This is a genomic window from Bacillus altitudinis 41KF2b (assembly GCF_000691145.1).
Classification (GTDB): domain Bacteria; phylum Bacillota; class Bacilli; order Bacillales; family Bacillaceae; genus Bacillus; species Bacillus altitudinis.
This window is the reverse complement of record NZ_ASJC01000017.1, coordinates 1-24,237: the sequence shown is the minus strand read 5'-3', so window position 1 is coordinate 24,237 and position 24,237 is coordinate 1. Positions and strand designations below refer to the sequence as shown.

Sequence of the window (24,237 nt, the reverse complement as noted above, 5' to 3'; positions counted from 1 at the left end):
TAACGGGAGCTGATCGACATTTTTTGTTTAAGTTGATTGATTCGTTTCATAGGAATACCAATCGCATACACGTTCAGCATCTTCCTCTTCAAGGTGATGCACACCAAAGGAATCAAGCAAGGCAGAGGACTTCACAAAGGTGTGAATACTTGCCACCCGCCCTTTCTTTTGAAAATAGGATTGGGTCATCGTATAGTTTTGCATTCGTTTTCTTAAAACAATTCCGGTGGTCTTGCCGATACCTCTTGTCGTTAATTGAATCAGTTGATCTTTGATCACATATCCTGATTGTTTATAGGCTAAATACCCAAAAAACAAGGCAAATGGTAATGGAATCAGCGCCAAATACCCCCATGGTGGAAAACGTACAGAAAGGATTATACCTACAAGTAATGGAACAAATCCGTAAGATATCAGATAACGTTTTAGTGAACGCTTCGGCACTTTTTTCAATTCACTTTCTGGTGCCAGCTGATATTGATCTGTAAATTGCGTTAACAATTCATTGATCTTTTTCTTCCGTATGAGTGGAAATAAGACAGAAGAGGTCTCTTTTTCTGTAATGGAACCTCCTGCGCTGACAAGCATGACCGTCGCAAAACCAAATGGTTCACGCAGAATATTTTCTTTGATTTTCACTGCTTGAATTCTCGCAAGCGGAATGGTCATTTGATGCCTTTCGATGAGTCCTCTGGTGATGATGATGTCTTTCCCTTTTCGTTTTGCGGTAAAATTCGCATATTGAAGGGCTGTTACCCCAACACTAAGAATCCACGCAATCAATACGGCAATAAATATGAGAATCGCATAAATCTCAACACTCGCATGACTTAAAAAAGAAAACCGTTTAAGGAATCCGTCCAAAGGTAGAATTTCATCTATTTGTGTGTAAATGGCGAGACACCCAGAAATAATGACGCCGATTCCGCTTGAAGTGGTCGCAGCCAAAAGCAGCTCTGGTATACCCATTCGGTAGGAAACACTGATTTCTTTTTCTACAGGCTGTTGCGCTGTCAGAGAATCAGGGAAATCTAAATTTTCATCAATCATTTCTTCTTGTTGCAAGCTTTTCTTCCGGTTGAAAATCGATTGCTTTAGTTGCTCAGCTTCTGCTTTTGTAATGGCCGTCAGGCTCACTTCAGGTCCATCCGTCCCGCCTGCCGTTTCGATTTGCACCCGAACCAAACCGAAAATCCGCTGGAAGATGCCTTCACTTGTATTCACCGTTTGAATTCGTTCTAACGAGATATACTTTTTCTTTTTGGTGATGACACCTGATTCTACTCGAAATTCATCGTCTTCCATTCGGTAGGTGAATCGTCTCCATGCTAAAACGGTTGAAACAGCTTTCCATAAAAGAAGCACCCCAAGAATAATGAACGCATAAAAACGAATACTTGAATTCGAGTTCACAAAAATAAGCACGAAAAAAGGGATAATGAAGTTTTTGATCATGGATACGGCATCTGATATAAAATCAATGAACATCGAGATTGGATGTACACGTTTTGGTTCAGACATCATCTTCCGTCACCCTTGCTAATCGAGATATGTAATCGCGAAGCTCATCTGCCTCTTCTAATTCCAGTGCCGGAATATCATGCACTGTCGCAGCCGTAGAAATTTGAACAGATGCCAACCGGTAGCGCCTTAAAAGCGGCCCTTGAGATGTATCCACATGCTGAACACGTACCATTGGCACAATGACACGTGTGACACGAATCAATCCGTGCTGTATTTCAATTTCGTTCTCAAATACTTCATAGCGCCAGATGTGATGACGGATTTTCGGTATGAGCCAGATTCCGAAGATGACCTGTAAAATCCACAAACCGATGAGGATGGCTCCAATCCAATATGGCCATTGAAAATAATAACTAGCTACAAATACCCCAATGATGATGAATAAGAAAATCAATGAGATAATTCCATTTTGAAGACGCCATACTTTTAATCCATTTAAGCTGATTTGACGTTGCGGCTGTTTTCTCACATTCTTCCCCCATTCTCTTACTTTTCTATCAATATATTACGAAAGAAAGCCTAAAAAGTTTCATTAGGACTGTTAAAAAAAGCGAACCCTGCAAAGGATTCGCTTTTGAATTAGTTGTTATAAGATTTCTTTTGACGACGATCGTTAGAAGAACGATTGCGGTCATTTGAAGAACGCTTTTTATCACCGTAAGATGAACGGCTTTTTCCGCGATAGCCGCCACCACCGCCGCCGTCTCTGCGTTTAGAAGAGCTGCGGTTGTTACGATTGCGTTTTGAAATCATTGGTGCTTCATCTGTCAAACGAACAGGCGTTGCATCCGGCTCTTTTGTCATCATTTTGATGGCAGCCGCAACCACTGTAACAGAATCATGATCTTCTAACAATTCAGCAGCTGCTGTCATGTAGAAGTTCAAGTTGTTTTCACTAATGATTGTGCGTAGACGGTCAACTGTGACTTGTTGTTGTCCTTCAATTGCCTCGTCTAGAGTTGGTTCTTTCATACGATCCATTTTACGCTTAGTCGTTTGCTCAATCGCACGAAGCATATCTTTTTCACGTGGTGTGATGAATGTCATCGCCATACCTGTACGTCCAGCACGGCCTGTACGTCCAATACGGTGTACATAGCTTTCTGGATCTTGTGGTACGTCGAAGTTATACACATGTGTAACACCTGAGATATCAAGTCCACGTGCTGCAACGTCTGTTGCGACAAGCACATCGATTGAACCTTCTTTAAATTTACGAAGCGCAACCATACGTTTCGCCTGAGTCAAGTCACCATGAATTCCTTCAGCTGTATAACCTCTAAGGTTTAATGCTTCAGTCAATTCGTCAACGCGGCGCTTTGTACGGCCGAAAACAATTGAAAGCTCTGGTGATTGAATGTCAAGAAGACGAGTCAATGTATCGAACTTCTTACGCTCGTGAATATCCAAGTAGAACTGCTGGATGTTAGATACAGTCATTTCTTTCGCTTTTACTTTTACATGTTCTGGGTTTGTCATGAAACGTTCTGCAATACGCTTAATTGGTGCAGGCATTGTCGCAGAGAATAAAAGTGTTTGGTGTTCACTTGGTACATTTGAAAGGATCGCTTCAATGTCTTCGATGAAACCCATGTTGAGCATTTCGTCTGCTTCATCAAGCACGACTGTTTCAACATTTTGAAGACGCATTGTGCGACGATTAATGTGATCAAGTAAACGTCCTGGAGTTCCTACAATGATATGAGGATTTTTCTTGAGCGAACGGATTTGACGGCCGATATCTTGTCCACCGTAAATCGGAAGTACACGTGCACGCTTGTCTTGGCCGATTTTGTATAGCTCTTCAGATACTTGAATCGCTAATTCTCTTGTTGGCGCAATGATGATCGCTTGGATGTTAGGAGACGCTGGATCGATTTTTTCTACAAGAGGAATACCAAATGCTGCAGTTTTTCCTGTTCCTGTTTGTGCTTGTCCGATGACATCTTTATTCTGAAGACCGAGAGGAATCGTTTCTGCTTGAATCGGTGTTGCTTCTTCAAATCCCATGCGGTTAATAGCTTTCATGAGACTTTCGCTTAATTGAAAATCTTGAAACGTTATAGTCAATTTATTCAAACTCCTTCTAATTGCTGTTTCAGTAATCTCGTGAATGATCATTAAAAACTGCCCTTTGTATGAAAGGACAGGTCCATTATATACAAAGCCCGAATTACCCTACATTATATCTTACCATTACACTATTTGTTTTTCAACAAGACAGAAATGGATATATCTACTGCTCGACAATGACTGATTCACCTTCACTTTGATCTCCGTCCATCCATTTCCACTTTTCAAACAGTTGGATTTTCCCGTTATCCAGCTGCTTAGGGGTGGAATGACATGAACCGCTTCTCATGCTGCCATCCTTACTTACATGATGATATCTAAAATGAAGTGCTCCGTCTTTATTCACAGTTCCTACAAGTACGCCAGATTGAATACTGCCGCCTTGATATGTGCCCGTTAAAATATTCCCGTCCTGACGATATTGAAATATGGTTCCTTCCGATACTTCCCCATTGCTCGAATTAGACTGCGGGACAAAGGTTTTTCCGTCATATTGAAACAACCGAATCGACCACCTTTTCTTACCTATTGTAACATAGGCCTGTCACTCATTCGACAAAAATGATGCAAATTTTAACAAGTGGGATTCAATTTATATTAGTTTAGCCACATTTTAGCTTTTCTATAGATTAAATTGTTTTTTTAGAAATTGTTCGACTTTCTCAAACAATTGCTGTGCACAAGGCTCATGACAAACGTGATGTTTACAATCCGGTAAATAGAACATTTCTTTCTGACGGGACGGGATTTTATGATAAATGAATTCTGCACTAGAAGCGGGGACGATCCCATCGCTTTCACCTTGAACGATCAAGACAGGTAGATGAAGCTTTTCAAGAGAACCTTTCGTTTGCTTCACCAATTTCATAAATTCTACAGCAGCTGATAGCGGTGTACTCTTCAGCTTATGACGATATCGATCATACAATGGGTTCGTATCAATCAAACCAGACAAGGATTCCTTCACCATCTGCCTTGTGTCTTGAATCATTTGTTTTGGGTTAACATATTTAGCAGCAGCACTTAACAGAACAAGACGGGCCACTGGATACTTCGCTGCTAAATATGAGGCAATCATCCCGCCCATAGAAAAGCCGACCAAATAAATGGTGTCACATGTTCGGTAAAGGGATAAGAGTTCTAATTCAGCGGTGGCAATCCACTCCTGATAGAGAATGCCTTTGAGCTGAAGTTCCTCCCCATGCCCCGGAAGCGTGACAGATTGTACCGTCCAATCTGTCGTCTGCTTTAAATATTCCGCAAGCGGCTCTACTTCATACGGGGCACCAGTAAAACCGTGTATACATAGACAGCCAATCACCCTGTCACCTTCTTTGCCGATCTGATTTATAGTGCAGTAATCACGTCTTCCAATCTCATGCCACGGGAAGCTTTGACAAGAACGACATCGTCAGGTCCTGCCACATCCGCTAGTTTTTTCTTCAGTTCTTCTTTGTCCATATAAGAAGATACACGGTCGTCTCCAAATGCTTTCTTTGCTCCTTCAGCAATGAATGCGCCAAGACGGCCAAACGTTAAAACATGATCAATAAACTCAGGCTTGATGTACTCCCCTACTTCAAAATGATAGGTCTCTTCTTCACTGCCCATCTCCAGCATATCTCCGAGAACGAGTATGCGGTTAGCAAAGCCGTCCATATCTCCTACAAGATCAATCGCTGCCTTCATCGACGTAGGACTCGCATTATACGCATCGTTGATAACCGTGATGCCCTTATCTGTTTTAAACAGTTCTAAACGCATGCCTGTCAATTTCGTTTGCATTAGCCCTTGGGCAATTTGTCTTTCATTCAGACCGAAATGCTGGCCGATTGCAATAGCTGCAAGAGCATTCTTTACATTGTGTTTCCCTAATACAGGAATGAGAAACCCTTGAGCATATCCCTCCACTTGAAATTCAGTACCTTCAGCGAGTTGGTGGATGTGAATCACCTTGATATCACAGTCCTCTGATTCCCCAAATGTTTTTACGCTACGTTCAAGGGCATTTGCTCTTTGGCGGAGTAAAGGCTCGTCTCCTAAATAATAAAAAGTCCCATGCTCTTTTAACCCTTTTGTGATCTCACATTTTGCATCTGCAATGGCTTCTCTTGATCCTAGATCCTGCATATGAGATTCTCCAATATTGGTGATGACAGCTGCATCAGGTTCAGCGAGATTAGATAAAAATTCGATTTCTCCTTTTGCACTCATGCCCATCTCTAATACAGCAATCTCTGTTTTTTCTGGCATTGCAAGGATGGTCAGTGGAAGTCCAATATGATTATTAAAGTTGCCATCTGTTTTATGGACTCTGTATGTCGTTTGTAGGACAGAATGGATCATGTCTTTCGTCGTTGTTTTGCCATTACTTCCAGTAATACCGACAACTTGAGGGTTTTCCTCTTTTAAGTATGATTTCGCAAGCTGTTGGAGTGCTGTCAAAGTATCCTCTACAAGAATGACAGGTACACCGGATGGTGGGTTCGCTTCTGTTTCATTCCAAAGAACCGCTGCCGCTCCAAGCTCCACTGCTTTTGAAGCAAAAGTGTGACCGTTAAAATGTTCCCCGATAAGCGGGATAAATAGTGCGCCTTTTGATACTTTTCGTGTATCTGTTGTCACTCCGTGTATCTGTTCTTCGCCAAAAGCTTCATTCGATAATGTGCCACCAGCCATTTGGGCGACTTGTTTCACTGTACGTTTGATCATGTTTTTTCGCCTCTCTTTCTCATTTCACGTTTGAAGGAAAAGAGACACTACCTGTAGGATAGTGTCTGCTTGCTTCTTACATTAAAAAGTGGTTTTAATGGTTTGTTTTTCTTGATGGCGTTCAATTGCAAGTGACACCAGCTTCTCAATCAGCTCAGGATACTCTACACCAGTATGTTTCCAAAGAAGCGGGAACATACTAAAAGGTGTGAATCCTGGCATAGTATTCACTTCATTGATCAGCACTTTGCCTTCTTCTGTTAGGAAGAAATCTGCACGTACGAGGCCAGATCCATCAATGGCTTTAAATGCCTTGATCGCCATATCGTGAATCGTCTTGTACTCTTCCTCTGACACACTCGCAGGAATGATCAAATCTGTATCGCCATCTTCATATTTTGCTTTATAGTCATAAAAATCTGTTTTAGGTGCAATCTCACCAACGACTGAGCATTTCGGCTCGTCATTTCCTAATACACCAATTTCAATTTCTCGTCCTACAACGCCTTCTTCCACAACAACACGACGATCATATTGGAAAGCCAAATCAAATGCTGTTTGCAGCTCTTCTTTGCTGCGGCATTTACTAATTCCGACACTTGATCCCATGTTGGCAGGTTTCACAAAACAAGGATACCCGAGAACTGCTTCTACCTGTTCTAGACTGTCTGATATGGCTTTCTCATAATCCTTTTTATTGAAGGAAAGGTGCTTTGCCTGCGCAAGTCCAGCTTGAGCAAACACATCTTTCATCATGACTTTATCCATACCCGCAGCAGACGCGAGAACGCCGTTACCAACATACGGGATATTCAATAGTTCAAGTAACCCTTGCATGGTCCCATCTTCACCATTTGGCCCATGTAGCAATGGAAAGACAACATCAATCTTTTCATCAGCTGCTGCAGGCTGTGGAAACATGCTTTCATTTAAAGAAGTTGGTAAAAACGTCTTTGCATTTTGTTCAAATTGAAGCATTTTGACGTTTGATACTGGTTCAGTGAGTTTTTCTCCTCTTAGCCATTCGCCCTCTTCTGTAATATAAATTGGATGTATATCGAACTTCTCAGTGTTAAGTGCTTTTGTAACTGCAAGGGCTGTTTGCAGTGATACATTATGTTCGGCTGACTTTCCGCCGTAAACCAATCCTAAACTTATTTTCAATGGATACTCCCCCCACTAAAATTCATCTTTACTATCTTATCACTTTCAAGCAAAAATGCTCTAATTAATTTTTGTTGTTACGGAATTGAAATGATTTGTAAAGATTGTAAGCGCCCCCCCGAGCATTTGTATGTCATTCGCCTTTATTTTATATTAAAATGACATTGAAAAGGAGTTGTGACAAATTGAAAAAAATTACAAGCACTGAACAATTCAACGAAATCATTCAATCAGACAAAGAGGTCATCGTTAAATTCTTTGCGACATGGTGCCCTGATTGCACTAGAATGGACATGTTCATTCCAGACATTTTAGAGGCTTATGCTCAGAATGAATGGTTTGAAATAAACAAAGACGACTTTCCTGAGTTAGCGGAAACGTATCAGGTCATGGGAATTCCTAGCCTGTTAATTTTCAAAAATGGCGAAAAAACAGGTCATTTACACAGTGCCAACGCTAAATCACCTGAAGAAGTAACGGAGTTTCTTCAAGAACACGTTTCATAACTCATTTGAATGGAGACATCAGCCAACTCATGCTGGTGTCTTTTTTTATATCCTTTTAAATCAAATCTCTTCATAAGACGAGATGTACGGCTAAAACGTTTCAACATAGGCAGGAATGTTTGATCTGATTTCATGACAAGGTTTGACAGCGGATTATTTCCTGGGAAAGAATTCATCGTCGATATGGATGGGAATATGTCGGTTACGTGAATTTTCTGAATTGAATCTTTACTTATGACATTCTGCTTTGTATAATGGAGTTGCTAATTGAAAATGATTATCAATTTCATCTATGTGAAATCTTATAGAGTCCATTCTACCAAAGGAGCGTTGAGTTACATGTCTAAGAAGAAAATCAAAACGTATCAGCAATTGATTGAAGAAAACAAGGAAGCGATCATGCGAGACCCTAAGATGATGGAAAGTATATACGCAACCATCGACAAAAAGCACCAGAAGCAGCTTGCCACTGCTGGACGTGAATCATAAACACAAGAAGAGCAGTAAAACAGATGGCTGCTTTTTTATTTGCCTGAAGAAAAGAAAAAGCCGATAAAATCTATTCTTCGATTTTATCGGCTTTTGTTTTAATGTGATTTCGCTACACGGTCTTGTTTCATTCCTAAATAGATGAGCATATATGTTAGATAACCCATTGTCATCGTTAAACCACCGAAGAAGAATTGTGAAAACACGGGTTCTTCAAATGTCGTAACGGCAGCAAGAACGATCCAGCTCGCATATAAATAGACCATGAACCATTTCATGTTTCTTTTAAGTGTATACAGAAAGAAAAGACCCGCTAATGAAAAGATCCCTAGCGCTAGTCTGAAATAAACAAGATGATCAAACTGGAAGGCAAAAGACACAAACGAAAACGACAACAGCAACAAAATAGGTAAAGCCGTAATAAAATTTTTCACGATAGTGCCACCTCCATGACTCTGTCTTATTATAAGACAAAATCAGCCGGTTATCGTGAAATACAGACTCGTTTTCACAAAGATGTCACGAATTTTTCTTGTTATTTGACACAATTTTTACACATTTACATCACGCTTCCAAAAAAGGAGCCAAGCAGCACCAACAAAGAAAACGAAATGCGCCCCTACAATGAATAGCGAAAAAAGAGGGCTCATGCCCTGAAAGAGCGGCGGACCTTGAAAACTGTATTGTGTGAAGTCCGTATTAGCGAAAAGTAGAATCTTCCCCCACTGATTTTCTAACAGAGACATGATCGACACTAATGATTTCGCCGCGTATAAGACGAAAAATGAAGTCACAAGTGCAATCAGACTGTTTCTAAACAAACTTGAGCACAGAAAAGCAAAGCTTGCCATCATGACCACTTCCACCCACTGTGATCCAATCACAGCAAATGTGTGCAGAAATAACCGCCCAGTGCTTTCATCAAAATCAGTACCAAAGAAAATAAGGCCAAAAAGAAAAGCGAACACATAATAAAAAACAAACAGGTAAAGGACCATCAGCACAAGAGTGATGTATTTTGACAAGAAAATATGAAGCCTTGTCTTCGGCCGGATCAACAAGAACTTGATGGTTCTTTTTTGAAACTCTGTTGAGATCAATGTGGCGCCAATCACGACAGCGAACACTTGTAAAATAAACACAACATTCGTGGAATAAGCAAAATAGTTCGCGACTGTATCTTGCCCGCCAAGCCCGGAAATGACTCGTTTCAATGCTAGCGCCATCGTCAATTGAAAGACAACAATCAGTCCAAGTGCAATGAATGTGATCTTTTGTCTCGTGATTTTTTTATGTTCATTCTTGATGAGTTGAAGCATCTGCCGTCCCGCCTTCCGTCCATTTCATAAAGGCCTCTTCAATTGATTGTTTTTGAGGCGTCATTTCAAGTACATCAAATTCTGCTAAGACAAGCTGTTTATTCAGCTCCGGCACACGGTCTTTATTCAATTGAACCAGCACATGCTGATCCCTTTGTTCATATGTATATCCTTGCGTATCTAGCCATGAAACTGCCTTTTCTACTGGCTGAATATTCATCAGCACCTGCTCTTTTCCTTCCATGTCGCGAAGGTTTGTATTGGCTTTGATCTGTCCTTTTTGGATGATGATCATGCGGTCACAAAGCTCTTCTACTTCATGCAAAAGATGTGTAGCAAATAACACAGAGACACCTTCTTCTTGTACAAGTATTTGCAAGTGCTCTCGAAACTCCTTCATTCCTGCGGGATCAAGCCCATTTGTTGGTTCATCTAAAATGAGCAGATTGGGCTTATGCAAAATGGCTTGTGCAATCCCGAGCCTTTGTTTCATCCCTAGTGAATACGTTTTGACCTTCTGTTGAATGGCGTGCTCCAGACGAACTCTTTTTACCACTTCAAGAATGCGCTCTTCTGAAACTCCATCATGCATAGACGCATACAGCTCAAGGTTTTCAAAACCTGTTAAATATGAATAAAATTCCGGATTTTCTATGATCGCCCCAACAGTTGACATCGCCTTTTGATGATCATCATCTTGAGAATATCCATTTATGATGATCCGGCCGTTGTTTTTTTTCATCAAGCCAACGATCAATCGAATCAAGGTCGTTTTTCCAGACCCATTTGGTCCAAGTAAACCGACAATTTCCCCTTGCCTAATGTCCATCGAAATATGTTGCAAAATTTGATGCCGACCAATTTGTTTATCGACGTTCTCTATGTGTAAAACAGCAGACTGCAAAGTGGTTCCTCCTTCTAATGTAAAACCTATGGCGGCAGTTACGGCTGCTCATCCTGTAAAAAGTATATCACGCTAGACAAGCCGTTCCACGAAAAAAAGGGCTGATCCAGTCAGCCCTTTCAGATTGTTGACAAAGGGCTAAAATGAACTTTATTTTAGCCCTTTGTCTTCTATTCAGCGTGATAGAAAGCCCTTGAAGTCTAGGAAGGACGAGCACTGGCACGGAGCGAATTTGACATTCGTGAGTACCAGCGCGCAGGACTGACAAAGAATGCGAGGGTTTGTCTACACGCTGAGGGCTGATCCAGTCAGCCCTTTTAAACATTACATTGATACATGAGGTGATGATGCATCTTTCTCATGTTTTTTCTCAGTTTCTGCGACAATCACTGCACACGCTGCGTCACCTGTAATATTGACAACCGTTCTTGCCATGTCTAATAAACGGTCTATCCCAAGGATCAGCGCAATGCCTTCAACAGGAAGACCGACAGAATTCAGTACCATGGCCAGCATAATCAAGCCAACTCCCGGTACGCCAGCAGTCCCGATACTGGCTAATACAGCGGTTAATACAACGGTGAGCATTTGCATGAGCGTTAACTCCACACCAAACACTTGTGCAATAAAAATAGTTGCAACCCCTTGCATAATCGCTGTCCCATCCATATTGATCGTCGCGCCTAACGGCTGCACGAAACTAGAGATCGGCTCAGGTACTTTCAATTTCTTTTGAGCGGTTTCCATTGATACGGGAAGAACAGCATTACTGCTTGATGTACTAAATGCCACGACCATTGCAGGTGAAAAGTCTTTAAAGAATGTAAAAGGATTCCGTTTTGCAAATATCGCCAATGTGGAACCATAGGTGAGAAAGAAATGAACCAGTAGCGCTACTAGAACGACTGTAAAGTACAGCCCCATGGCTTTAATGGCATCAAGACCTTGGCTTCCAATAGCCGTTACAATTAAGCCAAATGTTCCGTATGGAGCAAATTTCATGACCACGCCCACAAGGTACATCATGAGTTCATTGCCTTGTTCTAATATTTTGAGTAATCCTTCTGTTTTTTTACCTAGTACTGCAATACCTAGGCCTAAGAAAACACAGAAAACAATGATTTGTAGCATATTGCCTTCGACTAAAGATTGAACTGGATTTGATGGAATGATGTTTAATAATGTTTCAGCTGTAGATGGCGCTTCTTGAGGTTTGTATTCTGCCCCTTTTGTATCGAATGAACCAAAAGAACCTGGTTTAATCAATAAGGCTAAAGCCATTGCAATGATAATAGCGAATGTTGTTGTCAGTAGAAAATAAGAGATGCTTTTTGCGCCGATTCTGCCAAGTTTTTTCGGATCGCCAAGGCCTGCTACACCTAGTGTGATCGAAAAGAAGACAATCGGTACAACTAACATTTTAATCAGGTTTAAGAAGATTTGACCTAGAGGTGTAAATAGATAAGGGTCTAACACTTTGAATACATTTGGAGCAAAAATGTTGAGCAGTAGTCCTGTGATTGCACCTACAATTAAAGCAATAATAATTTTCGTCGCAAGCTTCAATAAAATCTCCCCTTCCTCATCAAAAAGGCCCACGAGAGAGTCTTCTCGTGGGCCTGCGTGTCCATACGTGTACCACTGTCTACTCTCTTCACGCTGATGAGGTTAGCTGACGGGTTAGGACGAAGAGATGTCCTTTTTTCTTAAAATAAGAAAAATTCACCCCAAAAACTTGGGTCCCCCATTCCTTTAGAAGGATTAAGCGTGTGGTAATATGATATTTTCATACTATTTATACCTTATTTTTAGAAAATTGTAAACAGGTTCATATGAACTTTTTAATTACTTTCTTCCTTATTCGTGACCTCCAAGATATCTAAGATAAACACAAAGATTGGGATGCCGATAATCAGGCCCCAAATGCCAATATAGTGTTCAGAAAAGATCAGGACAATAAACGTGAAGAAAATAGGGAGCTCTGTTTTAGCTGACATGAGCTTCGGATTTAAGAAGTAGGCTTCAATGGCATGGATGATCACGATCACCAGCACAATATATAGGACGTACATTCCGCCTCCAAGTGTATACGCAATGATGCTGAGTGGAACGAGAGAGATGACCACACCCGCTACCGGAATTAAACCTAACAAGAAGACCATGACCGCTAATCCAAATAATTGCGGGAAGCCCATAATGCCAAGCGCAATTGTCGTTAAGACACAGTTAACTGTTGCAATGATGAACTGTGCTTCAAGTACCTTACCAAATGTTCTGGAAAACTTACGTCCAAAGAAGGCAATTTCATGATAGAACACGGAGATTTTACTCGTTTTGAACTTATTCATGAATTGAATGAGGCGTTCCTTTTCGAACAGGAAGAACATGCTTAATATTAAGGACATAATGACCTGGATACTGAACGTGCTGAAATCTGTTAAGTATGTATAGAGGAAATTAAACCCTTTCTCGAAGAAAGAAGATATTTTGAAATCTCCGAACACATTGGTGACGACGTCAAAGAAGGGTAAATCTTGTGGATGATCTGCAATCTTTTTCCCTAAATGAAATAACTGTTCCACCTGTTTCGCGATGATGGGCACAAACACAAAGCCGCCAAACGTCAATCCACCAGCTAGAAGGATGTACAAAATGGTGATGACTGATTTCTGTCCTATTTTCAGGAAGCGATTTAAAAAGCCTCTTATGACCTCTTCTAACCGGTTCATTAAAAAGGTGAAAATGAAGGTCAGGAGAATTAAATTCATCATTCCTCTTAATAGATATAATGCTGTGGCTAATACTACAAATACTGAAAACCTCTTGACACCAGGTTTTTCGAACAATTTAAAAAATGCCGTCATACGTTACACACCTGCCAGGACTAAAGTCTATTTTTCGTTGGATCTCATATTCATTATATCGGATCTTTCTGTAAATTATATAACAAAAGGTCAATGAGGTCTTACGATTCGTCCTAAATTAATCAAGCTTTTATGTTTTTTCTTTTTTTACACAAGAAAAAACCGAACCCCATGTAGAACATAAGGTTTCGGTTTTTGGTTGTTTTTATACTAAACAGCCTGCTTGATATTTCGCATTTCCTGTAGCGCTGTTTTACTCTTCGCTTCGTCAAATTCCCCTTCACTTTTCGCTACAACAATTGTAGCAATTCCATTTCCAATCAGGTTCGTAATCGCTCTTCCTTCACTCATGAAACGGTCGACCCCTAATAGCAGTGCAAGACCTTCTAGCGGGATAACCTGAAGTGCAGCAAGTGTAGAAGCTAGCACGATAAATCCGCTTCCTGTGACTCCAGCTGCTCCTTTTGATGTGAGCATCAGAACAAGGATAATCGTGATTTGCTGTCCGATGGATAGGTCCACCCCAAACACTTGCGCTAAGAAGACCACGGCCATGGACAAGTAGATTGAGGTTCCATCTAAGTTAAAGGAATAGCCTGTCGGGATGACAAGTCCAACAACCGACTTAGAGCACCCGTAGCGTTCCATTTTATCCATCATTCTTGGCAGAACAGATTCTGAAGAACTTGTGCCAAGAACAATTAAAATTTCATCTTTGATAAAACGGAGGTAACCGAACAAGCTGAAGCCATACATTTTACAAATGATGTTCAGCACGACGAAAATAAACAGGAACATCGTCATATAAACGGAAAGCATCAGACTAGCCAGTGGTTTAATTGAAGCTAAACCGAAGTGTCCGATTGTATAAGCCATTGCTCCAAATGCCCCTAATGGCGCGGCACGCATGATGTAACCAATGATTTTAAAGAAGACAAGCGACAGTTTATCAAGCCATTCGATGATGCCTTTCCCCTTCTCGCCAAGTGCAGCGAGCGCAACACCGAATAAAATAGAGAAGAATAAGACCTGTAAAATATCTCCCTTTGCAAAGGCATCTACCATGTTAGATGGCACAATGTGTGTGACAAACTCCATCCAGTCGATACCCTGTCCCCCATTTTGGGTATATTGCGAGACATCCCCTTTTTCAAGCTTACTATAGTCAAGACCTGCTCCCGGCTTCATGATATTGACCACAAACAGTCCGATGACAAGCGCAAGTGTCGTCACAACTTCAAAATAGATAAAAGCTTTTCCCCCAACTTTTCCAACCTTTTTCATGTCCCCCATCTTGGCAATTCCAAGAACAATGGTTAAGAAAATAATGGGTGCAATGACCATTTTCACTGCATTAATAAATGTGTCACCAAGCGGCTTCATTTCTTTCCCGACGTTTGGCCAAACCATCCCAACAATGATCCCGATAATGACAGCTGCAATGACCTGAAATGTCAGGTTCTTCAATAGCCTCTTCATAAAAAATCAACTCCCTCACCCTTTGATGTAAACGCTTAACTGTTATCTGTAGGTAAATGATAGCGATTTCATCAAAGGCTGTGAAGCTTATGGACATATCGTACATTTTGGTCTTTTTGGTCTCTTAGTCAGAATGTACGATATATTTATTCACAGGGCGTCCGACCCCGCCATATTGCATATCTAATTTCAGCTCGCCTTCTTTTACAAGGAAGTCTAAATAACGGCGTGCTGTGACACGTGCAATCCCAAGTGCATTGGCTACTTCCTCTGCAGACTGCGCTCCTTCTTGCAGACGCATGTAGGCTTTAATTTCATTCATCGTATGCACATTCAGCCCCTTAGGAAGCCATGTCTCTTCCTGCTTAACTGCAGGCTTTCGTATGATATCATCGAGCATCTCTTGAGAAAATTCTGCTGCGGTACGAATTTTTGATTTAAACGCTTTATAGCTTTCAAGAGATTCTTTCATCCGTTCAAACTTAAATGGCTTAATGATATAATCTCGGGCACCATTTTGAAGCATGGTGCCGATCGTCTCTTTGTCCTTTGCTGCCGAAATCACAATCACATCCACCTGTATCTTTTGCTTTCTGATGTCTTGCAGTGTTTTGATGCCATCTTTTTTAGGCATATACACATCGAGCACCACAAGATCTGGGCGAATGTCTTTGATCAGCTGGATGCCCTGCTCGCCATTTCCTGCTACAGCCGCAACTTGAAAGCCAGGGACACTCTTAATGAACTCTTTATTGACTTCTTGCACCATCGGATCATCTTCAATTAATAGCACCTTAATCTGAGTCATCTGTCTCTCTCCTCTATTGTCATTGGGAATTCGATTGAGAAGGTGGTACCAATGCCGATGCTTGATGTGACTTCTACATTTCCCATTCCTTTGTCGATAATCGTTTTTACAATATACAGCCCGTAGCCTGTTCCGCCTTCTTTACCGTGAGTAAAGCCTTTGTCGAAAATATGAGGAATCATGTCCTCTTCTATTCCAGATCCATAATCTTCAATTAAGATCGCGAGGACATCCTCTGTTTGATCAATACTAATAGAAATGAGTTTTGTGTCTCTTTCTACAGTATCATACGCGGCAAAGGCGTTCTCGATCAGGTTGCCAAGCAGCTTCGTCATATCATGCTGATCCAGCAGCTCTGGGAAATCGCGCAGATTGCTATTTTCATCTACTTCAACCTTTATGCCTAGCTCCTTGCCCCTTCTTATCTTGCTCATCAATAAACCTGCAACTGCATCATGCTGTATCACACGGTGGAGAAAGTCCGTCACATGCTCCTGCTCTTCGGTCGTTTGAAACGCTAAATCGAGCGCTTGATCGGCTTTCCCCAGCTGAATTAATCCCGCAATTGTATGAAGCTTATTCATATGTTCATGATTTTGCACCCGCAGGCCATCAACGAAGTTCTTCACCCCGGTTAATTCCTCCGCCAATTTGGCCGCCTCTGTCCGGTCCTGAAAAATCGCAACCGCTCCGATGATTTTCTTTTTCATCACAATTGGAATTCGGCTGCTCATGATCCGCTTTCCGCTCATATGAATTTCTTCATTGTAGACGGGTTCTGCGCGATCAATGATTTCTGGAAGCCTTGTATCTGACAGCACATCCCAAATATTTCGGCCCACTACATCACCTGTCACGCTGAAAATTTGCTTCGCTTTTTCATTAAAAATGGTGATCATGTGCTGGTTATCAATGGCAATGACCCCTTCATTAATGGAATGAAAGGTAGCGGTGCGTTCCTCTAGCATTCTGACAATCTCATGCGGCTCCAGCTTAAACATTTGCTGTTTGATATGACGGGCGAGCAAAAATGAACCGACAAGCCCGAAGCTGAGTGTGAGCAGAAGGATCATGAGGATATCCTGCTTCATTTCTCCTAATATATCTGCCATACTCGGCAATGTTCTTCCGACTAGTACAACCCCTGTTTGGTTAAATTTTTCATCCTTTACTGGATAAAAGGCTCTAATGGCTGTGCCAAGCTCTCCCTGTGCTTCTGAGAAATAGATATGCTCTGCAAAGGCAGGTTCTTCATCTGTCCCCTCAGAGCGCTGGCCAATCCTTGTTTTCACTGGATGTGTCAATCGCATGTGATCCATATCCATGACAACAATGTAGTCAGCATCTTGGATAATCCGAATCTCTTCAATGGCATGCTGCAAACGCGAACGCTCCTTTGTCTGATCATCCAATGCCTGCTTTACCTCATTCATCTCAGCTACTGTTCTTGCCGTGTTCATGAGCCTTTTTCGAAGTTCTCGTTCCTCTGTTTGCTGAATTCCCCCGACCAGAACAATTCCTCCGATTAAAAGGGCAAAAATGACAACGAAATATGTGAGGATGGTGAGCTTCCATCTAATAGATAATTGTTGTAATTTCAGTCGATTTCTCATCATTTTTTCACCTGTATCTTTACGAATTCTTCCTCTGTCAAGTATCCTTGACATAAGGGGGATCTGACGCATGAAGAATTTACTCGCCTATACGCTATTGCTCATCATCGGTTTTGTAACCGCTTTATACTTTGGTTTTTATCATATGATGCCTAAATCAGCGACGACCTTCGACGATGAACAGACTGGGCTGAAGGATCAGCTTGTGTTCAAATTCAGCCATGTTGTCGCAGATAATACCCCAAAAGGGCTGGCTGCAAAGAAATTTGCTGAGCTTGTTCATGAAAAATCCGACGGCAGGATCAGCATTCAAATCTTTTCAAACGGGAGTCTTTATTCTGATATCGAAGAAATTAATGCACTAAAAGAGAATCAAGTTCAATTTATTGCTCCGTCTACGTCAAAGCTCGGCATGCTGTCCCCTGAATGGCTGGCACTTGATCTGCCCTTTGCCTTTTCTAACTACGATGCTGTCCAAGATGGGTTACATGGTGCGATTGGACAGAGACTGTTCGGCACACTGCAAAAAGACGGACTAAAGGGAATGGCCTACTGGACAAATGGCTTTAAGCAAATCACTTCGAATAAAGGCCCAATCAAGCAGCCTAGTGATTTAAAAAAGCAATCTCTCCGTATTATGCAAAGTGACATGATTGAAAAACAATTCAAGCTTCTTGGCGCAAAACCCTATCAGGAATCGTTTAATTCAACGTTTCAGCTGCTAGAAACAAAAAAAGTAGACGGTGAAGAAAATACAATTTCAAATATTTATTCAAAAAAATTCTATCATATACAAGACTATATGACGATCAGTAATCACGGGTATTTAGGGTATGTCGTCTTAACAGATCAATCCTTTTTTGATCGTCAAACACCTGAGACGAAGCGAATTTTACTCGAAGCGATGGAAGAAACAACGGCATGGAACGAAAAACATGCCGAACAAATGAACAAGGATCAGCTGGAGGAAATTAAACGCGAATCTCCAATTGCCATACACGAATTAACACCAGCAGAGCGGCAAAAATGGATGAAGGCTCTTGATCCGCTCTATGATGAAGCAGAAAGGATCATCGGTTCCACCTTGATCAAACAAATCCGCGAGCTCCGGGCACGCTATGAATATTCTCCGATTCAAGCGTTTGAAGAAGATGCTGAGACCAAATAAAAAATCCCTTCGAGAAAGGGATTTTTTTATGCGCCGGAGTCACGCTGTTCTTGCTGAGCAAGCTCCTCTAATCTTGATAATATTCTGCGCTTTCGATATTGCATGATGCCTGTTTCAGCTATTCCTTTTAACTGTGAGCGGTTGGACGCTGCACCAAACAAAATCCCCGCAATTGGGACAAGTTGAAACAGCTTCTTCCAGCCAAACGAATCACGGTAGTTATATACGACCTCACGCCATCCTTGAATTTGAGAGATCATGTTTTCATGCTTCCCTTCTGATGCATGATAGCTCTTCAGCTCTTTTAATATTGATTTTTTCCCAACAACGTCAGCAGAATTCAGCTGTAAACATTTAATGATAAAGACTCGTTCTTCTTTATTTTTCGGATCATAGCCATAGGTGACGGCGATATCCTGTAATGTTTTTAAAGAGAGACCGAGGACAGCCGGAATATCTGCCGCTAATGTAAACATACCTCCGACACCTGTTGTCGCACCTTGCACAGTGGCGAGGTTAGTTCGGTTTTTCCCCATCTGATCACTAATGGCATCCATGACCTCGATCGGAGCCGCCTCAATATCTTCAATACGCTGAATCGATTCATCGGCACATTTCTTTTGAAATTGATGAATAATGCCTTTCTCTGACGTCAAATAGACACCGCCTGATTGAATGTAGTGCCCCATCTCATCTAATAACACACCGATTTTTTTTTGAATAAAGGCAGGGGTCAGCTTGTCCAGCATTTGAAATGGAAGCCGGCTGAGTTTCTCCCAAAACCATACCTTTTGCTGGTCTTTCTCCCACTTTTCAATCTCTTTTAATTGTGCTTTTAGCCACTCTCTTTCCTCCATGCCATTTGCCTCCTTAGATGCCGTTCAAGTATATGTCTGTTATTATACACAATCCTTGTCCATCATACGTATCGAACATTGAAGTGGTTCCGAAAGGTTTTAATCTCTTTTAAAACGGTTATTGCTTAGTAAACAAACAAAAGAGGAGTGATCAACATGTTAGGATTTCTGATTTCATTAGTTGTGGCGATTGTCATTGGTCTCATTGGGAGTGCACTCGCTGGAGGAAGTGTGCCAGGAGGCTGGATCGGTTCAATGATTGCCGGGCTTGCAGGTGCTTGGATTGGTCATGGATTACTTGGAACGTGGGGTCCTAGTCTGGCAGGATTTGCGATCATTCCAGCGATCTTAGGAGCAGCCATTTTTGTCATTATTTTAAGCCTGATCTTCCGCAGCGTTGGATCAAGGGTTTCTTAAAAAACGATACAAAAGAAGAGGAAGCAGAGGATGCACCGCCTAAGATCAGAGGCGGTGTCAGCGTGTAGACAAACCCTCGCATTCGTTGTCAGTCCTGCGCGCTGGTGCTCACGAATGCCAAATTCGCTCCGCGCCAGTGCTCGTCCTTCCTAGACTGCAAAGGTTTTCTATCACGCTGAAAAGAAGACAAAGGGCTAAAATAAAGTTCATTTTAGCCCTTTGTCAACAATCTGGCACCGCCTAAGATAAGAGGCGGTGTTTTTTATGTTTTGATTGACAAGGTATCTATTTTTTTCACTTACATATGATAAACAAACCTATTAGTTCAGATAGTTGACTTTTCATGAAGATGGGCATATGATGATTAAAAATTGCATCGAGGAAACTTTTTGTGCCAAAGCAAAACTTTGTAGAATCTAGGTGATGACATATGACAAACAAATACATCGAGGCACAAGCCCACATGTCAGTGGCAGCGGAGCGTGCACTTGAAGGAAAGGTGAAGGGATTTAGAAGGCTCCTTCCTTTTCTCGGGCCTGCTTTTATCGCAGCCATTGCCTATATTGATCCAGGAAACTTTGCGACCAACATTGCGGCTGGCTCGAAATATGGCTACCTTCTGTTATGGGTCATTCTCATATCCAATCTCATGGCCCTACTCATCCAGTCTTTGTCTGCAAAGCTAGGAATCGCAACAGGGAAAAATTTACCTGAAATTGCTCGAGAAGAGTTTCCAAAACCAGTCTCGATCGGTTTATGGATTCAGGGCGAACTCGTCATTATCGCCACAGATTTAGCCGAATTTATCGGGGCTGCCCTTGGTTTATACTTACTCTTTCGTATCCCGCTGCTTGAAGCATCGATTATTGCAGCGATCGGTTCTTTTGCCATTTTAGAGCTCCAAAGACGAGGTTATCGAGCGTTAGAAGCAGGAATTACCGGCATGCTGTTTGTTGTCGTGATTGCTTTCGCTGTACAAACCTTTGTGGCTAAACCTGATCTTGCAAGTGTCGCCGGTGGACTGTTCATTCCAAGGTTTGAAGGGACAGACAGCGTACTGCTTGCCGCTGGTATTTTAGGCGCTACGGTGATGCCGCATGCGATCTATCTCCATTCAGCCTTAACGCAAAGAAGAGTTGTCGGCAGAACGGAAAAAGAGAAAAAGCTGATTTTTCGTTTTGAGTTTTTAGACATCCTCATTGCGATGGTAGTTGCTGGCGCTATCAATGCCAGCATGTTGATTGTAGCAGCTGCTTTATTTTTTAAAAATGGTCTTTTTGTTGAGGATTTAGATGTAGCATTTCAGCATTTTGGCACTCTCGCAGGTCCTGTATCAGCGATCTTATTTGGTGTAGGTCTGCTTGTAGCCGGACTTTCCAGTTCTTCTGTTGGTACACTGTCAGGCGATATTATCATGCAAGGTTTTATTCAGTACCGAATTCCGCTGTATGTCCGCCGGCTGATTACCATCATTCCCCCTATTGCGATCATTGCATCTGGGGTCAATCCGACATCTGCGCTTGTGATGAGTCAAGTGGTCTTATCCTTTGGCATTGCGTTTGCTTTAATTCCGCTCATTTTGTTTACAAGTAAAAAACGAATTATGGGCGATTTGACGAATGCTCGCTGGGTGACCGGAATATCTTGGGTGATAGCAGCTCTTGTTGTCGCACTTAATCTGTTTTTAATTGTGGATACGTTTATGTAAAAGACAGTGATCAGGCTGTCTTTTATATCGGGTTGTGGTAGAATTTCCCTTGAGAGGATGTGATCACATGTTTTTTTATCAGGATCAAGATCTATCCATGCGGCTGCTTGAACCAAGAGACGCGAGAAGTCTGTATCTGCTCATCCAACGCTCAAGAGAGCACTTACGTGAATGGATGCTATGGGTCGATTCGACGCAGACAGAAGAAGATAGCATGGCGTTTATTCAAGGTGCCATGCAGCAAGCTTTGCAAAACAATGGTTTTCAAGCTGGAATCTGGTCACATGGAGAACTCGTTGGTATCATTGGCACCCACCAAATTCATTGGATTAATCGGACGGTTTCCATTGGCTATTGGCTCGGGGAAGGCTATCAAGGAAAAGGCATCATGACAAAAGCATGCAAAGCGGTCATTCACTATTTATTTGAAGAGTGCGGTCTGCACCGCATTGAAATAAGGGCCGCTGTTGATAATCAAAAAAGCAGACGCATCGCAGAGCGTTTATCTTTTTCACTTGAAGGCATATTAAGACAATGTGAATGGCTGGGCGACCACTTTGCCGATCACTGTGTGTACGCACTTTTACAGCCTGAATATATGAAACAAAAAACGAATTCGATCAATCAGCCTACTTAATTGTGTCGATTGGATGAACTATTTTACAAAGTGAAGCTTTGTAGTATCCGTTGTGATTGGCATCTGATAAAATAGAAGGAAAAAATCGAGGTATGATGTATGTCTCTTATTATTTTATTTTACTTATGGATTGTCCCTTTATTATTTGGCATTTTCTTCTCATTCCTAACAAAGAAAGCCACATACAAACGCCGCTTTGTCCCATCGTATAGCATGGCTGGACTCAGCATCGTGTTTCTCATTCTGGCACTCGTCTTTTCAGCCAGTCATTTTCTATTCATTTGCGGTATGTTCCTATTTGCCACTACACTTGTCGGCACAGGCATCCCGTTATTTTTAGCCTTTACTAAAACACCTTCATAAACAAAACCACCTTTTCGCAATGGAAAGGTGGTTTCTTTTTTACTGCTGAGGCATTCGATAGGTCATCGTACCATTTGGGTTTTTTTCAATTACTTTCACAATGTCTTGAAGGATCTCTGACGCTCGATCATTTGAGTCATACTTGCCGAGCGTCTTGACCCAAGAATCGCCGCCTGCGATAGACCCTTCAATCTTTTTACCGGTTACTGTGACTTCGTGAACATTAACGAAACTTTGTTCGTTTTGTGTGAAAATCCATAGCATTGGTTGATTCCCCTTTTTTGTGGTGGTTTATTAGCCTCGTTTTTAAGATACATTTATACTCCACAACGTATTGAAATTCTCTCACTTATTCAGGTTATGAACCAGGTGTTTCTCAATTTCCACATCATTACCATAAACTTCAAAGTAAGAAAAATCGAATGCTCTAATTTCAATATCTGCTAAAGAGTGTTGAATGCCCTCATCTTCTTCTGTTTCAGGCATTGAATTCAAATCCCATTCAATCTGTAAACCTTTTTGAAATCCTATAAAGACACCTGATTCAAATTGAACAACTTGTCTTACACTATCTATTAATTGGTCTGTTGACATTACACTCAAATCTTGGCTTGGGAATAGCTCAAAAAGAGAAGAATGAGTCGAACCAAAGACATCAAATACATACCATTGATAATCCTGTTTAAATTCCTTAATACACAAAAGAATCTCAGCAAGTTGATCACCTAAGCAAGATAATTCATCGTTAAAATATTCCATACCTCTTATTTTTAATAGAAACGCTGATTCCTTTACACCCATTCAAATCTCCTCCAAATTATTCTTTAAAACTCCATGATCCATCCTTAAAGACCGCAAGATGAGAGTGTGGATTTGTGTGATCACCTCTACCATGATCCGTCCAATCTGTTCTTTGTATCGGCGTACCATCTTTCCCCCATTCGAGGGTTTGAATGTACCCCTCTTTACGCCCTTTCCTATAACCAATTTGCGTATGAGGAAACTGTGAATCTGGTTTATGAACCGTTCCATTGATTAACTTCCCATTCTCGTATTTTGGCAGACTCGCATTTTTACCATTTATATCTTTCGGGATATATTTGGGCTTTTTAATGGAATCTAAATTACTTTTAACTCCCTTCGCCCCAAACGGCAAAAGCATGCTCAGCGCCGCATTCATACTCGCTTCCTGCTGTTCTTTCGAGACTTTATTTCCAAACATGTCTCGACCCGTAATCGCTTCGCTGAAGCCGTTGGTCGCAGTAAGACCGTATAAGCCTTTTTGTGATGTTTTCAGGGCGTCAAAGGATTTTTGAGATGTCTTGTAAATGTCGACTGCTCTGACTGCGGCGGACGTGGCTTGAGTCGTTTTATAGACGGCTTTTCCGCCTTTGAAAATGCGTCCTGCCCAACCGACGATTGGGATATAGCCTGCTGCTGCCATGCCACCTGCAGCGACTCGTTGGCCTGCCGTGAGTTCCTCGCCTGTGATTGGATCAATGCCTGTTGCTGCTCGTTTTGCATCATTCACACCGGTTAGCTCATTGACAATGTTTCCCCCATAATCAAGGGCTTTTTCATACCAAGGACGGTTGGCGAGCGCTTCTTGTTCCTTTGCGATCTTGCGGGCTT

Annotated in this window: 26 protein-coding genes and 1 riboswitch; of the genes, 7 read left to right on the top strand and 19 right to left on the bottom strand. The window is 41.6% G+C overall.

What is annotated here, in order from left to right:
* Positions 1-27: 27 nt before the first annotated feature.
* From BA79_RS17515 to BA79_RS17485, 7 genes are all read right to left on the bottom strand, one after another.
* A complete protein-coding gene (locus BA79_RS17515; protein ID WP_017366662.1) occupies positions 28-1,524 on the bottom strand; it encodes a PH domain-containing protein in 1,497 nt (498 codons plus the stop codon).
* On the bottom strand, positions 1,514-1,993 hold the full coding sequence (locus tag BA79_RS17510) for a PH domain-containing protein (protein ID WP_008346922.1): 480 nt from the start codon (positions 1,991-1,993) through the stop codon (positions 1,514-1,516). Before BA79_RS17510 ends, BA79_RS17515 begins: the two co-directional genes overlap by 11 nt.
* Positions 1,994-2,103: 110 nt before the next feature.
* Complete coding sequence (gene cshA, locus BA79_RS17505; protein WP_017358400.1) at positions 2,104-3,594, bottom strand: degradosome RNA helicase CshA; 1,491 nt, start codon at positions 3,592-3,594, stop codon at positions 2,104-2,106.
* Positions 3,595-3,760: 166 nt separating this feature from the next.
* Positions 3,761-4,099: an avidin-fold protein gene (locus BA79_RS17500; RefSeq protein WP_017366661.1), complete on the bottom strand. Its 339-nt coding sequence runs from the start codon at positions 4,097-4,099 to the stop codon at positions 3,761-3,763.
* Between the two features lie 120 nt (positions 4,100-4,219).
* Positions 4,220-4,918, bottom strand: a complete 699-nt coding sequence (locus BA79_RS17495; RefSeq protein WP_017366660.1) for an alpha/beta hydrolase — start codon at positions 4,916-4,918, stop codon at positions 4,220-4,222.
* 26 nt (positions 4,919-4,944) lie between these two features.
* Complete coding sequence (locus BA79_RS17490) at positions 4,945-6,309, bottom strand: UDP-N-acetylmuramoyl-tripeptide--D-alanyl-D-alanine ligase (RefSeq protein WP_035704216.1); 1,365 nt, start codon at positions 6,307-6,309, stop codon at positions 4,945-4,947.
* 81 nt (positions 6,310-6,390) lie between these two features.
* A complete protein-coding gene (locus BA79_RS17485) occupies positions 6,391-7,473 on the bottom strand; it encodes a D-alanine--D-alanine ligase (protein WP_035704213.1) in 1,083 nt (360 codons plus the stop codon).
* Positions 7,474-7,658: 185 nt separating this feature from the next.
* Between BA79_RS17485 and BA79_RS17480 the strand changes: the two genes are divergently transcribed.
* Complete coding sequence (locus BA79_RS17480) at positions 7,659-7,979, top strand: thioredoxin family protein (RefSeq protein ID WP_008346934.1); 321 nt, start codon at positions 7,659-7,661, stop codon at positions 7,977-7,979.
* Positions 7,980-8,318: 339 nt separating this feature from the next.
* Positions 8,319-8,468: a Fur-regulated basic protein FbpB gene (gene fbpB, locus BA79_RS17475; protein WP_081827014.1), complete on the top strand. Its 150-nt coding sequence runs from the start codon at positions 8,319-8,321 to the stop codon at positions 8,466-8,468.
* Between the two features lie 98 nt (positions 8,469-8,566).
* On the opposite strand, the gene BA79_RS17470 is transcribed toward fbpB, so the two are convergent.
* From BA79_RS17470 to BA79_RS17435, 8 genes are all read right to left on the bottom strand, one after another.
* Positions 8,567-8,902, bottom strand: a complete 336-nt coding sequence (locus tag BA79_RS17470) for a hypothetical protein (protein WP_017366657.1) — start codon at positions 8,900-8,902, stop codon at positions 8,567-8,569.
* A gap of 117 nt (positions 8,903-9,019) precedes the next feature.
* A complete protein-coding gene (locus BA79_RS17465) occupies positions 9,020-9,787 on the bottom strand; it encodes an ABC transporter permease (RefSeq protein ID WP_024720482.1) in 768 nt (255 codons plus the stop codon).
* On the bottom strand, positions 9,765-10,691 hold the full coding sequence (locus tag BA79_RS17460; RefSeq protein WP_035704208.1) for an ABC transporter ATP-binding protein: 927 nt from the start codon (positions 10,689-10,691) through the stop codon (positions 9,765-9,767). The genes BA79_RS17465 and BA79_RS17460 overlap by 23 nt, the downstream gene beginning before the upstream one ends.
* 324 nt (positions 10,692-11,015) lie before the next feature.
* Positions 11,016-12,257 carry a dicarboxylate/amino acid:cation symporter gene (locus tag BA79_RS17455; RefSeq protein WP_035704242.1) on the bottom strand — a complete coding sequence of 414 codons (1,242 nt, stop codon included), beginning with the start codon at positions 12,255-12,257 and terminating at the stop codon, positions 11,016-11,018.
* Positions 12,258-12,334: 77 nt separating this feature from the next.
* A riboswitch (cyclic di-AMP (ydaO/yuaA leader) is annotated at positions 12,335-12,469 on the bottom strand.
* 63 nt (positions 12,470-12,532) lie between these two features.
* A complete protein-coding gene (locus BA79_RS17450) occupies positions 12,533-13,555 on the bottom strand; it encodes an AI-2E family transporter (protein ID WP_035704206.1) in 1,023 nt (340 codons plus the stop codon).
* Between the two features lie 210 nt (positions 13,556-13,765).
* A complete protein-coding gene (dctP, locus tag BA79_RS17445) occupies positions 13,766-15,034 on the bottom strand; it encodes a C4-dicarboxylate transporter DctP (RefSeq protein ID WP_007496516.1) in 1,269 nt (422 codons plus the stop codon).
* A 124-nt stretch (positions 15,035-15,158) separates the two neighbouring features.
* Positions 15,159-15,842: a response regulator gene (locus tag BA79_RS17440; RefSeq protein ID WP_035704203.1), complete on the bottom strand. Its 684-nt coding sequence runs from the start codon at positions 15,840-15,842 to the stop codon at positions 15,159-15,161.
* Entirely contained in the window at positions 15,839-17,458 is a 1,620-nt protein-coding gene (locus tag BA79_RS17435) for an ATP-binding protein (protein WP_035704239.1), read from the bottom strand. The genes BA79_RS17440 and BA79_RS17435 overlap by 4 nt, the downstream gene beginning before the upstream one ends.
* 67 nt (positions 17,459-17,525) lie before the next feature.
* Here BA79_RS17435 and BA79_RS17430 point away from each other — a divergent pair, with 67 nt between their 5' ends.
* A complete protein-coding gene (locus BA79_RS17430) occupies positions 17,526-18,623 on the top strand; it encodes a TRAP transporter substrate-binding protein (protein WP_035704200.1) in 1,098 nt (365 codons plus the stop codon).
* 26 nt (positions 18,624-18,649) lie between these two features.
* Here BA79_RS17430 and BA79_RS17425 read toward each other — a convergent pair whose 3' ends face one another.
* Complete coding sequence (locus tag BA79_RS17425) at positions 18,650-19,480, bottom strand: EcsC family protein (RefSeq protein WP_007496524.1); 831 nt, start codon at positions 19,478-19,480, stop codon at positions 18,650-18,652.
* 156 nt (positions 19,481-19,636) lie between these two features.
* Here BA79_RS17425 and BA79_RS17420 point away from each other — a divergent pair, with 156 nt between their 5' ends.
* The 4 genes from BA79_RS17420 (at position 19,637) to BA79_RS17405 (ending at position 22,605) form a co-directional block, all read left to right on the top strand.
* Positions 19,637-19,897: a GlsB/YeaQ/YmgE family stress response membrane protein gene (locus tag BA79_RS17420; protein ID WP_003214275.1), complete on the top strand. Its 261-nt coding sequence runs from the start codon at positions 19,637-19,639 to the stop codon at positions 19,895-19,897.
* Positions 19,898-20,327: 430 nt separating this feature from the next.
* Positions 20,328-21,605: an Nramp family divalent metal transporter gene (locus BA79_RS17415; RefSeq protein WP_008346963.1), complete on the top strand. Its 1,278-nt coding sequence runs from the start codon at positions 20,328-20,330 to the stop codon at positions 21,603-21,605.
* Between the two features lie 67 nt (positions 21,606-21,672).
* Entirely contained in the window at positions 21,673-22,242 is a 570-nt protein-coding gene (locus BA79_RS17410; protein ID WP_008346964.1) for a GNAT family N-acetyltransferase, read from the top strand.
* Positions 22,243-22,341: 99 nt separating this feature from the next.
* Positions 22,342-22,605 carry a hypothetical protein gene (locus BA79_RS17405; protein ID WP_008346966.1) on the top strand — a complete coding sequence of 88 codons (264 nt, stop codon included), beginning with the start codon at positions 22,342-22,344 and terminating at the stop codon, positions 22,603-22,605.
* A 39-nt stretch (positions 22,606-22,644) separates the two neighbouring features.
* On the opposite strand, the gene BA79_RS17400 is transcribed toward BA79_RS17405, so the two are convergent.
* The 3 genes from BA79_RS17400 to BA79_RS19970 form a co-directional block, all read right to left on the bottom strand.
* Entirely contained in the window at positions 22,645-22,869 is a 225-nt protein-coding gene (locus BA79_RS17400; protein ID WP_035704197.1) for a hypothetical protein, read from the bottom strand.
* A gap of 81 nt (positions 22,870-22,950) precedes the next feature.
* Positions 22,951-23,406, bottom strand: a complete 456-nt coding sequence (locus tag BA79_RS17395; protein WP_035704194.1) for a hypothetical protein — start codon at positions 23,404-23,406, stop codon at positions 22,951-22,953.
* Between the two features lie 16 nt (positions 23,407-23,422).
* Positions 23,423-24,237: pre-toxin TG domain-containing protein (locus BA79_RS19970; protein WP_282706818.1), on the bottom strand; the 815-nt coding region annotated here is incomplete at its 5' end.

Coding starts and splice junctions, on each gene's coding strand:
- fbpB (WP_081827014.1), top strand. CDS start 8,319: ATGTCTAAGAAGAAAATCAAAACGTATCAGCAATTGATTGAAGAAAAC.
- BA79_RS17465 (WP_024720482.1), bottom strand. CDS start 9,787: ATGCTTCAACTCATCAAGAATGAACATAAAAAAATCACGAGACAAAAG.
- BA79_RS17395 (WP_035704194.1), bottom strand. CDS start 23,406: ATGGGTGTAAAGGAATCAGCGTTTCTATTAAAAATAAGAGGTATGGAA.
- BA79_RS17490 (WP_035704216.1), bottom strand. CDS start 6,309: ATGATCAAACGTACAGTGAAACAAGTCGCCCAAATGGCTGGTGGCACA.
- BA79_RS17410 (WP_008346964.1), top strand. CDS start 21,673: ATGTTTTTTTATCAGGATCAAGATCTATCCATGCGGCTGCTTGAACCA.
- BA79_RS17440 (WP_035704203.1), bottom strand. CDS start 15,842: ATGACTCAGATTAAGGTGCTATTAATTGAAGATGATCCGATGGTGCAA.
- BA79_RS17515 (WP_017366662.1), bottom strand. CDS start 1,524: ATGATGTCTGAACCAAAACGTGTACATCCAATCTCGATGTTCATTGAT.
- BA79_RS17430 (WP_035704200.1), top strand. CDS start 17,526: ATGAAGAATTTACTCGCCTATACGCTATTGCTCATCATCGGTTTTGTA.
- BA79_RS17415 (WP_008346963.1), top strand. CDS start 20,328: ATGACAAACAAATACATCGAGGCACAAGCCCACATGTCAGTGGCAGCG.
- BA79_RS17405 (WP_008346966.1), top strand. CDS start 22,342: ATGTCTCTTATTATTTTATTTTACTTATGGATTGTCCCTTTATTATTT.
- BA79_RS17420 (WP_003214275.1), top strand. CDS start 19,637: ATGTTAGGATTTCTGATTTCATTAGTTGTGGCGATTGTCATTGGTCTC.
- BA79_RS17400 (WP_035704197.1), bottom strand. CDS start 22,869: ATGCTATGGATTTTCACACAAAACGAACAAAGTTTCGTTAATGTTCAC.
- BA79_RS17435 (WP_035704239.1), bottom strand. CDS start 17,458: ATGATGAGAAATCGACTGAAATTACAACAATTATCTATTAGATGGAAG.
- BA79_RS17450 (WP_035704206.1), bottom strand. CDS start 13,555: ATGACGGCATTTTTTAAATTGTTCGAAAAACCTGGTGTCAAGAGGTTT.
- dctP (WP_007496516.1), bottom strand. CDS start 15,034: ATGAAGAGGCTATTGAAGAACCTGACATTTCAGGTCATTGCAGCTGTC.
- BA79_RS17425 (WP_007496524.1), bottom strand. CDS start 19,480: ATGGAGGAAAGAGAGTGGCTAAAAGCACAATTAAAAGAGATTGAAAAG.